Source organism: Actinomadura rayongensis (genome assembly GCF_009831215.1).
GTDB lineage: Bacteria > Actinomycetota > Actinomycetes > Streptosporangiales > Streptosporangiaceae > Spirillospora > Spirillospora rayongensis.
The window spans coordinates 698,355-710,480 of record NZ_WUTW01000001.1; the positions used below are offsets into that span (position 1 = coordinate 698,355).

The following is a 12,126-nucleotide window of genomic DNA, read 5'->3' on the forward strand; positions in this document are numbered from 1 at the left end:
ACTGTAGAAGCGGGATCGCCGATCTGGCCACGGAAAGCGGTGGTGGGAAGCTGCGCGGGTCGAAACTGGTATCCCCGGTCGGACTCGAACCGACAACTAGACCCTTTTAAGGGGTCCGCCTCTGCCTTTGGGCCACGGGGACGGGACGATCCTACGGTGGCCCGGTGGGCGTCTCCAGTCCGTACGAACGGTGGACGCGCAGCCACCCGGATCCGTTTACCTGTCCCCCTCGGTCATATGCGGTTCACCTTCGGTGTGCAATTGCGGGTTACCGTCCAGAGCCGCGCGCCTGGCCGTCGCGCGGCGCCGCGCCTACGCTGGGTCGCGCCTTTATGGTTTCGCGGCCGAGGCCGCCGCGACGACGAATCGGGCGCCGGTCGCGCCGTATTCCGGCCGCACCGCGGCCCATGAACGGGTGATGTCTCGTGATTCGCAGCATGTGCGTCGTCGGAACCGGCCTGATCGGCACGTCGGTCGCGCTCGCGGCGCGGCGCCGGGGCGTCGCGGTTTACCTGTCCGACCGCGATCCGGTGGCCGCGCGGACGGCGGCGGCGCTCGGCGCGGGCCGTGCGGAACCGCCGCCCGGGCCGGTGGATTTAGCGGTGCTGGCCGTCCCGCCGAGCCGGGTCGCGGCGGTGCTCGCCGAGCGGCAGGCGGACGGCCTCGCGCGGGCGTACACGGACGTGGCCAGCGTGAAGTCCGCGCCGGAGTGCGCGGTGCTCGCGACGGCGCCCGATCCGTCCCAGTTCGTCGGCGGGCACCCGCTCGGCGGCCGGGAGCGGTCAGGGCCACTCGCGGCCACGGCGGAGTTGTTCCACGGCCGTCCGTGGGCGCTGGTCCCGCACGCCGGCACCGCGCCGGACGCGTTCGACCTCGCGCTGGACCTCGTCGCGCTGTGCGGGGCGGCGCCGGTGGTGCTGTCGGCGCGCGAGCACGACGAGACGGTGGCGCTGACCTCGCACGTCCCGCACCTGGCGGCGAGCCTGACGGCCGCGCGGCTGCTGGACGGGCCCGCCGGGACGCCGCTGCTCGCCGGGCAGGGCCTGCGCGACACGACGCGCATCGCGGGCGGCAGCGCGCGGCTGTGGGCCGACATCCTGCGCGGGAACGCCGCCGCCGTCGCGGCCGTGCTGCGCGCGCTGAGCGCCGACGTCACCGCGCTGGTCGCGGCGTTCGACGCGCTCGCCGACCCCGACGGCCCGGCCGCCGCCGCGGGCCTCACCGCCCTTACTGACCTGCTGGAACGCGGCGTGGCCGGCCTCGGCGAAGTCGCCGCGCCGCGCGTGGACGGCCCGGCGGACACCGTCCCGGTGCGGGTGCGCTGCGCGGGCCGTCCCGGCGAGCTGGCGCGACTGCTCGCGGCGGCGGCGCCCTTCGGCGGCACCACCGACAACGCCGCCGTCACGGCCGCCGACCTCCCCGCCCGCACACCGGGCGACCTCGGCACCGAGCTGAGCCCCGCCAGGGCCGCAGACGCGGCGCGCAACGGCAACACGAGAACTCCGCGTGGTCTGAACGGAAATGCCGCGCGTGATCTCAGCGCGGACGCCGCGCATGATCTGGGCGGGGACGCGGTGCGCGGGCTCGGCGGGGACGTCGCGCGTGAGCTGGGCGGGGACGTCGCGTGTCAGCGCGGCGGGGGTGTGGCGGGTGGGGGTGGGGTGACGGGGTTGGATGTGCGGTTCGTTGTGTCTGCGCCGGTGGCGGCCGGGTTGGTGGCGGGGTTGCGGGACGCGGGGTGGGACGCGGCGGTGGAGGTGGCGTCCAGTACGGCGATCCACGCGAAAAAGGCCGTGCCGGACGCGCGCCGGGCACCCGATCCGGTGCGGCCGTAGGCGAAACGCGGGGCGGCGGCGGTCGCCGGGGTGCGGTGGACGGTCAGATCACGGATCGGGAACGTCCGCCCGCCGGTGCCGTCCTGGCGTGACCCTCCGACTCGATGGCAAAATGAAGGTAAAGTCGACCCAGGTCTGGGAGGCGGTGCCGGTGCGGCGAATGGCGGGCGCGACGGAACTCTTGCGGAAGGAACCGGTGTCCTCGGCGCCAGGATCGGCTCACCGGTGACCGAAGGGTCACATAGGTGGTTATCTCCCTATCGTCACATGCGTCCATCGCCCCCGTGGGGCTTTTTTCGCTCCGAAAATGCGCAATTCATGCCTGTTCGCCCGGTCGTTCGGCTCACACGCCCCGGTGCGCGAAGTGAAGCGGATAGTGGCCGGAAGAGGCGCGGCCCGTCCGGATCACGCAGGTCAACGTACGATCCCCAGACGTCGGCAGCGCGTGATCGCGAAACGGTCATTGCGGCCGTTCTTGCAGCGTGTAAGACTCTTCTGGTAATGGAACGGTCACGGAGAGCGGCTCCCTTCGTACCTCCCCGTGCACCGGCGGCACGCGCACAAACGATCACGAAGGACGCGGCGCCGGTGAGCGGTCCTCCGCCCGGCGGCACCGCGGGCTGTGACCAGCGACGGGGAACTTTGTGAAGCTCATTGAAAGGGATGACGAGTTCCGCCTGCTCGACCGTCTCTACACCGGATGCGTCGGCGGCAGGGGAGCGGTCGTGCTCGCCGGGGGACCGGCGGGCTCGGGGAAGACCGCCCTGCTGCACGCCTTCGCCGACCGCGTCGCCCGGCGGGGCGGGCGCTTCTTCGCGGTGACGGCGTCGGGCAGCGAACGGATGGATCCCTTCGGCCTCATCGACCACCTGCTCAACACGATCGGGGGACGGGACGGCGACGCGCGGGCGCGCGCCGACGAGTCCGGCGACCTCGGCCGCGCGATCCTCAGCGGCCGGCAGACGCCGATCGACGTGCTGCAGGGCGTCCACGCCGCCGTCGCCGAACGCTGGACCGACCGGCCGCTGGTCATCGGCGTGGACGACGTCCACTTCGCCGACGAGCCGTCGCTGCAGTGCCTGCGCTACATCACCCGCCGCATCGAGTCGTCCGCGATCATGATCGTGTTCAACGAGTGCTCCTCGTACGAACGCCGCCTCGCTACCCTGCACGCCGAGACGCTGAACCTGCCGTACGCCCACCGCATCCGCCTCGGCCGGCTGTCGGACGACGCCGTCGCCGCGCATGTCGAGCAGCGCCTCGGCCCGGACGCCGCGCGGCACGTCGCGGCGGCGTGCGCGGCGGCTGGCGGCGGGAACCCGCTGCTCACGCAGTCGCTCGTGGACGACCACCAGGCCGCCTGCGCGCCCGCCGCGCTCGTCCCCGGCGAGTCCTACCGGAACGCGGTGCTGCGCTGCCTGTACCGATCCGATCCGTCCGCGCTGGCCGTCGCGCGCGCCGTCGCGGTCCTCGGCGACCCCGTCGTGCCGGGCCTGGTCGCCGACCACCTCGGCGCGGACGCCACGACCGTCCGGCGCGGCCTGGCCGACCTGACCGCCGCCGGGGTGCTCGCCGACCTGCGGTTCCGGCACGAGGAGGCGCGGCAGGCCGTCCTCGGCGACGTCCCCCCGGACGACCTGCGCGCCATGCACGGCCGCGCCGCCGGGCTGCTGCACGAGACCGGCGCGGGCGCGGTCCGGGTCGCGCGCCGTCTGGTCGCCGCCGACGACGTGGGCGGCGCGCCGTGGCAGATCGAGATCCTGCGCGAGGCGGCGGGGGAGGCGCTGGCGCTCGGCGACGCGGCCGAGGCGGTCGGCTACCTGCGGCACGCGTCCGGGCTGTGCGCCGACCCCGCCTTGCAGGCCCGCATCACCGCCGCGCTCGCCGACGCCGCCTGGCACCTCGACCCGGCCACCGCGTCCCGGCACCTGCCCGGCCTCGCCGACGCGATCCGCGCCGGGACGCTCACCGGCCGCGAGGCGATGATCCCGGTCAACCACCTGCTGTGGCGCGGCGACTACCCGCAGGCCCGCGACCTGCTGAGCCTCGTGGAGTCCCGCGAGGACGACCACCCCGGCCTCCCGCCGAACCTGCCGATCTCCTCGGACCTGTCGCTGACGCGGCTGTGGCTGCACTTCTGCTTTCCCGGGCTCGCCGGGCTGCCCGACGGCGCGTCCCCCGACGGCGCCGGCGTCCCGACCGTGTGGGGCGGCCCGACCGCCGCGCTGACGTTCCTCTCCCAGATGACCGGCCGCGACGGCGAGGACGGCACCTTCCGCGCCACCGAGCAGATCCTGCGCAGCACCCGCGCGGACGGCCCCCTCGCGCTCACCCTCGTCGCGCTCATGTCGCTGATCCACACCGACCAGGTGGACGAGGCCGTCTGGTGGGCCGACCGGCTGCTCGCCGAGCCGTGGATCCGCAACGTCCCGCTGCGCCGGGCGCTGTTCGCGACGCTGCGCGCGTCGGCGGCGCTGCGCCGCGGCGACGCCGCCGAGGCCGCCGAGCACGCCCGCGCCGCGCTGACCGCGATCTCCCCGGCGGCGTGGGGCGTGGTGGTCGGGGTGCCGCTCGCGGTGGCCGTCCGGGCGGCGACCGACCTCGGCGACGCGGGCGCCGTCGGCTCCTACCTCAACCTCCAGGTGCCGGAGGCGATGTTCGACACCCCGTTCTCCCTGCCGTATCTGGCCGCCTTCGGCCGCCACCAGCTCGTGATGGGACGGCCGCAGGCCGCGCTGGAGAACTTCCGTGCGTGCGGGGTCATGCTGACGGACTGGGGCCTGGACGCGGCCGGGCTCATCGACTGGCGCAACGACGCCGCCGAGGCGCTGCTCGCGCTCGGCCGGGCGGAGGAGGCGCGGGTGCTCGCCGAGGAGCAGATCGCGCTGTCGGCGGGCGTCCCGTCCCGGCCGCGCGGGGTCGCGCTGCGGCTGCTCGCGGCGACCGGCGGGCTGAAGGAGCGCGTCACGCTGCTGGAGGAGGCGGTGGACGCGCTGCGCGCCAGCGGTGACCGGCGCGAGCTGGGCCGCGCCGAGGCGGATCTGCGCACCGCGCGGTCGGCGCTGGACGAGCACGGCCGCGCGCGGATGGGGCCGCTCTGGACGCCCGCGCTGTCCGACGCCGCGTCGTCCGGCCCGGACGGTCCCGAGGCGGAGCTGACGGCCGCCGAGCAGCGCGTCGCGGCGCTCGCGGCCGACGGCTGGACCAACCGGCAGATCGCCGCGAAGCTCTACATCACGGTCAGCACGGTCGAGCAGCACCTGACGAAGATCTACCGCAAGCTCAAGGTCCGCGGCCGTCCGGACCTGGCGTCCGTCTTCACCGAGCCGCCGCCCCCGCGCGAACGCGTCAACTGAGCGGCCCGGGAGGTCGGTCGGGGTCGGTTGGTCGGGGTGAGCCCGGGAGGTCGGTCGGGGTCGGTTGGTCGGGGTGAGCACCGTCCAGCGGACGGCGTTGTCCGGGTGGCGGGCGCGTGTGATTCTGGGCCGACGACAGGCCACGATCACCTGGGGGTTCCCGTGGACCGCACTCCGGCGGACGGCGCCGACCTGCGCCGCGACGAGCTGCACGCCAGCCTCTCCGCGCCCGTGCTCGACACGATGAACTTCCTCAACGAGATCACGACGCGCTACCCGGACGCGGTGTCGTTCGCGCCGGGCCGTCCCTACGACGGGTTCTTCGACACCGAGGACGTCATCGCCCACCTGCGCCGCTTCCTCGCCCACCTGGAGGAGCAGGGCCGCACGCCGCAGCAGGTCCGCACCGCGATCTACCAGTACGGCCCGACCGCCGGGCAGATCCGCGAGCTGATCGCCGAGTCGCTGCGCGTGGACGAGGGCACCGACGTGGACCCGGCGTCGATCGTGGTGACGGTCGGCGCGCAGGAGGGGATGCTGCTGGCGCTGCGCGCGCTGACGGCCGGCCCGGACGACGTCCTGCTCACCGCGAGCCCCTGCTACGTCGGGATCACCGGCGCGGCGTGCATCCTGGACGTCCCGGTCACGGCGGTGCCCGAACGCGCGGACGGCCTGGACGCCGCCGACGTCGAGGCCGCGATCGTCGCCGAGAAGGCCAGGGGCCGCAGGCCGCGCGCGTTCTACGTCGTCCCGGACCACTCCAACCCGTCCGGGAACACGGTCGCGCGCGCCGCCCGCGAGGCGCTGCTGGACGTCGCGCACCGGCACGGCGTGCTGATCCTGGAGGACAGCCCATACCGGATGGTCAGCCCCGGCGAGCGGCTGCCGTCGCTGAAGTCCCTCGACCGGAACCGCACGGTCGTGCAGCTCGGGTCGTTCTCCAAGACCGTCTTCCCGGGCGCGCGCGTCGGGTACGTCGTCGCCGACCAGCGCGTCGCGGACGGAACGGGCGGCACCGTCCTGCTCGCCGACGAACTCGCCAAGATCAAGAGCATGGTCACGGTGAACACGTCGTCGCTCAGCCAGGCGGCCGTCGCGGGCGCGCTGCTCGCGGCGGGCGGCAAGATCTCCGAGCTGAACGCCGGGCCCGCCGCCTACTACGGCGACGCGATGCGCACCGTCCTGGACCACCTCGACCGCGCCCTGCCCGCCGCGCGCCGCGACGCGCTCGGCGTCTCCTGGAACCGGCCCGAGGGCGGGTTCTTCCTGGCGATGCGGGTGCCGTTCCGCGCGGACGAGGCGGCGCTCACCCGCTCGGCCCGGGAGTTCGGCGTGATCTGGACGCCGATGTCCTACTTCCGTCCCGAGGGCGGCGGCCACGACCAGCTCCGGCTGTCCACCAGCTACCTCAGCGACGCGGAGATCGCCGAGGGCACCGCGCGGCTCGCGCGGTTCGTGGAAGCCGAGAGCGTGCGCTGACGGCTACTCGTCCACCCAGCCGTGCTTCTGCGCGAGCGGCAGCAGCGTGTCGCGCAGCCGGACGATCTGAGCGCCGGTGAGGTCGGGGACGCCGCGCAGGAACAGCTCGGTGACCTCCTCGCGGAACTCCGACGGCGCGAGGACGTCGCACAGGACGTCGTCGCCGTTCGGCCCCGCCGTCGGACCCGTCGCACGGGGTGTGACCTCGGGGAACGCGTCCCGGCGGCCCGGCGGGGGCCCGACCACGCGCACCGCGAACGCCTTCGGCCCCCGCTCGCCCTCCATGACCTCGAACTCGACGATCGTGCCGGGCATCAGCTCGGACTTGTCGTCGTCGGCGAGTTCGTTGGCGTGGACGAAGACGTCCGGGCCGCCCTCGTCGGGCGCGATGAACCCGTAACCGCGGACCTCGTCAAAACGCAGAACTCTTCCCGACAGCACCACAGGGACCATCCACATCAACGCAGTGTGCGCCCGGCCGGCCTCGCGTCGTCGCCGCCTGGTGGTCGTTTCCGGGCCGAATCGCCGTCACTCTAGCACCGGGCACCCGGTGGAACGGTCGATTACCGGCGACGTGCCGTGGCGGGCCGCCGGTCGCGGCGTCCCGGCGCGACCAGCGGGTTCAGCGCGCCGTCCGTGGCCCGCCACTGGACGCTGGCCCGCCCGGCGCGGCGTCGCGCATGATGACGGCGTTCTCATTCCGAGCAGTTCCCGACCTTTCCCGGAAAGGGTGAGCGCGTTGTCCCGGAGCAGCAGGGCGCAGCGGTTGCGCAGCAAGCCGAGAATGTGGGGATGGACGTTCCGATGACCGTCGAAATCGAAACCGTCGCCGACCGCGTCTTATCCGCGGAACCGTTGACCGCCGATCTTCTCGCGTTGGACGTCCTGCCCGTCCCGGACGTCCCGCGGCCCGCCCCCGAGCCGCGCCTGCTCGGCGTCGCGACCGCCGCGTCCGCCACGTCGTTCACGCAGCGCGAAGTGCTGGACGCCTTCGCCGTCACCGACCCGAAGGTCCGGTCGGTGTTCCTCAACAGCGCGATCGAGCGCCGCAACCTGGTCCTGCCCGCGCCCGGACCGGACGGCGTCCGCGCGTCCGAGCCGCAGGGCGACCTCCTCGACAAGCACCGGGCGATGGCCGTCGAGATGGGCGGCGCCGCGCTGCTGGACTGCCTCGCGAGCATCGGCGCGGACGTGTCCGACGTCCGTCACCTGTGCTGCGTCACCTCCACCGGCTTCCTCACCCCCGGCCTCTCCGCGCTGATCATCCGCGCGTTCGGCCTGGACCGGCACACGAGCCGCTCCGACATCGTCGGGATGGGCTGCAACGCCGGGCTGAACGCGCTGAACGTCGTCGCGGGCTGGGCCGCCGCGCACCCGGGCGAACTGGCCGTCGTGGTCTGCGCCGAGGCGTGCTCGGCCGCGTACACGATGGACGGCACGATGCGCACCGCCGTCGTGAACAGCCTGTTCGGCGACGGCGCCGCCGCGCTCGCCGTCCGCGCCCCGGCCCCCGGCGAGACGGGCGGCTCCGCGGGCCCGCGCGTCCTGAAGTTCGCGAGCTGCCTCATTCCGGACGCCATCGACGCGATGCGCTACGACTGGGACCGCGACCAGGGCCGCTTCAGCTTCTATCTCGACCCCCACATTCCTTACGTCGTCGGTGCGCACGCCGAACTGGTCGTCGACCGGCTGCTCGCCGGGACGGGCCTGCGGCGCAGCGACGTCCGGCACTGGCTCGTCCACTCCGGCGGCAAGAAGGTCATCGACGCGGTCGTGGTGAACCTCGGGCTGAGCCGGCACGACGTCCGGCACACGACGGGCGTCCTGCGCGACCACGGCAACGTGTCGAGCGCCTCGTTCCTCTTCTCCTACGAGCGGCTGCTCCGCGAGGGCGTGACCGCGCCGGGCGAGTACGGCGTGCTGATGACGATGGGCCCGGGCTCCACGATCGAGACGGCGCTGGTCCAGTGGTGAGCGACGACGACTTCGTCCTCGAGGTGGACGGCGCCGCGCCGCTCGCGACCGCGCCCGTCAAGGAGGTCGGCGCGCTCTGCGACCGGGTCGAGGACGCGGGCGGCACGGGCGTCGTGATCGTCCACGTGTCGGGCGCGCCCGGCGCGGGCCGCGTCGCGGGGCTCGGCGTCGCGCAGGTCAGCAAGTGGGAGCGCGCGCTGCGGCGGCTGGAGCGGCTGCCCGCCCCGGTCGTCGCGGTCGCGCGCGGCGACGTCGGCGGGATCGCGCTGGACGCCCTGCTCACCGCCGACTTCCGGGTGGCCGCCCCGGGCACCCGGCTGCTCGTCCCGGTGGACGGCGACGCGACCTGGCCCGGCATGACCCTGTTCCGGCTGGCCCGCCGCGACCTCGGCGCCGTCCGCCGCGCGGCCCTGCTCGGCGTGCCGATCGAGACGGCCGACGCCCGCGCGCTCGGCCTGCTGGACGAGATCGCCGAGAACACGGTCGAGGCGGTGGCGGCCCTCGCGTCCGCCGCGTCCGGCCTGGCCGGGACGGAACTGGCGATCCGCCGCCGCCTGCTCGCCGACGCCGCGTCCATGACCTTCGACGACGCGCTCGGCCAGCACCTGGCCGCCTGCGAACGCACCCTCCGCCGCACCACCGAACGGGAAGCGGCCGGCATCGGGCGCGCCGCAGGCGAGCGGGGGGCGTCATGAGCGAGCCGGAAGCGCGCGGCTCAGAGCGCGCCGCAGGCGAGCGGGAAACACAGCGTGGGGCGTTCGCGGTGGGGCGGGGGGCGGTCGCGGCGGTGGGGCGGCGGGTGGACGAGTTGCTCGCGGGGCTGCCCGAGCCCGGTCGTCGTTCGGCCGAGCAGCGCGCCGCTGTCGCCGCCGCGCATGAGGAGGCGCGGGCGTTGCGGGCGCGGTTCCTCGCCGCGCACGTCGACGACGTTTATGCCGAGTTGACGGCGGACCGTGCGCGGTATTTGCGGATCGAGGAGCTGGTGGAGGGTGCTGCGGCGGCCTTTCCGGGCCTCGTCCCCGACGCCGCCCGGCTCAAGGAGGAGCGCGGGCGGGAGCAGGCCGCCAAGGAGGGCCACGAGATCGACCAGGGCATCTTCCTGCGCGCGGTGCTGCGGTCTCCGGCGGCGGGTCCGCATCTGCTGGACGCGATGCTGCGTCCGACCCCGCGCGCGCTGGACCTGCTGCCGGAGTTCCGCCGGACGGGCCGTGTCGCGATGGAGGCGGTCGTGCTGGAGCGTCGGGCGGGCGCGGCGCACCTGACGATGTGCCGCGACGACCGTCTCAACGCCGAGGACGAGCGGCAGGTCGAGGACATGGAGACGGCCGTGGACCTGGCGCTGCTCGACACCGGCGTCCGGGTCGGCGTGCTGCGCGGCGGCGAAATGTCCCATCCTCGCTACCGGGGGCGGCGCGTGTTCAGCGCGGGCATCAACCTGAAGATGCTGCGCTCGGGCGACATCCCGCTGGTCGGGTTCCTGCTGCGGCGCGAACTCGGCTACATCAGCAAGATCGTCCGCGGGGTGCTGACCGACCGTCCGGGCGCCTGGCACACGCCGACGGTCGAGAAGCCATGGGTCGCGGTCGTGGACGGGTTCGCGATCGGCGGCGGCGCGCAGCTCCTCTCCGTGTTCGACCGCGTGATCGCCGCGTCCGACTCCTACGTCAGCCTCCCGGCGGCGAAGGAGGGCATCATCCCGGGCGCGGGCAACCTCCGGCTCGGCCGGTGCGGCGGCCCGCGGCTGGCGCGCCAGGTCATCCTGCACGGCCGGCGCCTGCACGCGACCGAGCCGGACGCGCGCTGCGTCATCGACGAGGTGTGCGAGCCGGACGCCCTGGACGGGGCGGCAGAACGAGCCGTCGCCGACCTGTCCGCCCCGGCGGTGCTCGCCAACCGGCGGATGATCAACCTCGCCGAGGAGCCGCCGGACGCGTTCCGCGCCTACATGGCCGAGTTCGCCCTGCAGCAGGCGCTGCGCCTGTACGAGGAGGACGTCATCACCAAGGCGGGACGTTTCGCCGGGAAGGGGGCGTCGTGAACGGCGGCCCCCGCGTCCGGTACGAGAAGAAGGACCATGTCGCGTACGTGACCCTCGACCGTCCCGAGGTCCTCAACGCGATGGACCTGCGCACGCACGAGGAGCTGGCGGCGGTCTGGGACGACGTCGAGGCCGACGACGAGGTCCGCGTCGCCGTCCTCACCGGCGCCGGGGACCGGGCGTTCTCGGTCGGGCAGGACCTCAAGGAGCGGGCGCGGCTGAGCGGCGACGGCGCCCCGCCGACGACGTTCGGCAGCCGCGGCCAGCCCGGCTGGCCCCGGCTCACCGAGCGGTTCACCCTGTCCAAGCCGGTCCTCGCCCGGGTGGACGGGTACGCGCTCGGCGGCGGCTTCGAGCTGGCGCTGGCGTGCGACCTGATCGTCGCGTCGGACCGGGCGGTGTTCGGGCTGCCGGAGGTCCGGCTGGGCCTGGTGCCGGGCGCGGGCGGCGCGTTCCGGCTGCCCCGGCAACTGCCGCTGAAGCTCGCGATGGGCCACCTGCTGACCGGCCGCCGGCTGTCGGCCGCGACCGCGCTCCGGTTCGGTCTGGTCAACGAGGTCGTCCCGGCCGAGCGGCTGGACGACGCCGTCGCCGAGTGGACGGGCGACCTCATCCGCGCGGCGCCGCTGTCGGTGCGGGCGATCAAGGAGGCCGTCCTGACGTCGCTGGACCTGCCGCTGGAGGACGCGTTCACCGCGTCCTACGTGTGGGAGGAACGGCGCCGCCGCAGCCTGGACGCCGACGAGGGCCCGCGCGCGTTCGCCGAGAAACGCGAACCGGTCTGGCGCGGTTTGTAACGGTTTTCGGGCCGTCCAACCGCTCCGGCAGAGCGGTTGGACGGCCTAATCTTGTTTTAATCCCCCGGGCGATTGCATGGTCCTCGCCACGGCACGGCGCCGCGGCCAGAAAACGAGGACCCCATGAGAACGAGAACGCTTTTCGCAGCCGCGTTGCTTCCGGCCGTGCTCACTCTCGCCGCGTGCGGGAACGACGCGAAGAACGACGGCGTCGCCAGCGTGAACGGCGGCAAGGCGTCCGGCACGGCCTCCGCCAAGGCGACCCTGAGCCAGGAGGAGGCGCAGCTCAAATTCGCGCAGTGCATGCGCAAGTACGGCGTCCAGGTGAGCGACCCCGACCCGAACAACCCCGGGAAGATCACCGTCAAGGGCGACAAGGGCAGCGGCGCCAAGATGGACGAGGCGCAGAAGAATTGCCAGCAGTACCTCCAGGCCGGCGGAATGGGCAAGCGCAAGCCCACCGCCAAGGAACTCGACCAGATGGTCAAGATGGCGCAGTGCCTGCGCGAGCACGGCCTCGACGCGAAGGACCCCGGTCCGGACGGCGGCATGCGCATGAGCGTCAAGGAGGGCATGGACCCGAAGAAGGTCGAGCAGGCGCAGAAGGAGTGCCAGCAGAAGTACCCGGAAATCCGCCAGTGAGCGCG

The 12,126-nt window shown here is 73.9% G+C and carries 9 protein-coding genes and 1 tRNA gene; 8 read left to right on the forward strand and 2 right to left on the reverse strand.

Annotation, left to right across the window (positions count from 1 at the left end):
* Positions 1-66 precede the first annotated feature (66 nt).
* A tRNA-Leu gene (locus GQ466_RS03360) sits at positions 67-142 on the reverse strand.
* 295 nt (positions 143-437) lie between these two features.
* Between GQ466_RS03360 and GQ466_RS03365 the strand changes: the two genes are divergently transcribed.
* From GQ466_RS03365 to GQ466_RS03375, 3 genes are all read left to right on the forward strand, one after another.
* Positions 438-1,835, forward strand: coding sequence for a prephenate dehydrogenase (locus GQ466_RS03365; protein ID WP_202419949.1), 1,398 nt, complete (start codon positions 438-440; stop codon positions 1,833-1,835).
* 644 nt (positions 1,836-2,479) lie between these two features.
* Entirely contained in the window at positions 2,480-5,191 is a 2,712-nt protein-coding gene (locus GQ466_RS32600) for an AAA family ATPase (protein WP_161101274.1), read from the forward strand.
* Positions 5,192-5,353: 162 nt separating this feature from the next.
* A complete protein-coding gene (locus GQ466_RS03375) occupies positions 5,354-6,670 on the forward strand; it encodes an aminotransferase class I/II-fold pyridoxal phosphate-dependent enzyme (protein ID WP_202419950.1) in 1,317 nt (438 codons plus the stop codon).
* A 3-nt stretch (positions 6,671-6,673) separates the two neighbouring features.
* On the opposite strand, the gene GQ466_RS03380 is transcribed toward GQ466_RS03375, so the two are convergent.
* Positions 6,674-7,129 (reverse strand): cold-shock protein, encoded by a 456-nt coding sequence (locus GQ466_RS03380; RefSeq protein ID WP_237417583.1) that lies wholly within the window; start codon positions 7,127-7,129, stop codon positions 6,674-6,676.
* Positions 7,130-7,525: 396 nt separating this feature from the next.
* Between GQ466_RS03380 and dpgA the strand changes: the two genes are divergently transcribed.
* The 5 genes from dpgA to GQ466_RS31245 all read left to right on the forward strand — a co-directional run bounded on the left by dpgA (position 7,526) and on the right by GQ466_RS31245 (position 12,121).
* Positions 7,526-8,644 carry a 3,5-dihydroxyphenylacetyl-CoA synthase DpgA gene (gene dpgA, locus GQ466_RS03385; RefSeq protein WP_237417584.1) on the forward strand — a complete coding sequence of 373 codons (1,119 nt, stop codon included), beginning with the start codon at positions 7,526-7,528 and terminating at the stop codon, positions 8,642-8,644.
* Entirely contained in the window at positions 8,641-9,339 is a 699-nt protein-coding gene (dpgB, locus tag GQ466_RS03390) for an enoyl-CoA-hydratase DpgB (protein WP_161101276.1), read from the forward strand. The genes dpgA and dpgB overlap by 4 nt, the downstream gene beginning before the upstream one ends.
* Positions 9,340-9,443: 104 nt before the next feature.
* On the forward strand, positions 9,444-10,682 hold the full coding sequence (gene dpgC, locus GQ466_RS03395) for a (3,5-dihydroxyphenyl)acetyl-CoA 1,2-dioxygenase DpgC (RefSeq protein WP_337193300.1): 1,239 nt from the start codon (positions 9,444-9,446) through the stop codon (positions 10,680-10,682).
* Complete coding sequence (gene dpgD / locus GQ466_RS03400; RefSeq protein WP_161101278.1) at positions 10,679-11,479, forward strand: enoyl-CoA-hydratase DpgD; 801 nt, start codon at positions 10,679-10,681, stop codon at positions 11,477-11,479. The genes dpgC and dpgD overlap by 4 nt, the downstream gene beginning before the upstream one ends.
* A 123-nt stretch (positions 11,480-11,602) precedes the next feature.
* On the forward strand, positions 11,603-12,121 hold the full coding sequence (locus tag GQ466_RS31245; RefSeq protein ID WP_161101279.1) for a hypothetical protein: 519 nt from the start codon (positions 11,603-11,605) through the stop codon (positions 12,119-12,121).
* Positions 12,122-12,126: the final 5 nt, after the last annotated feature.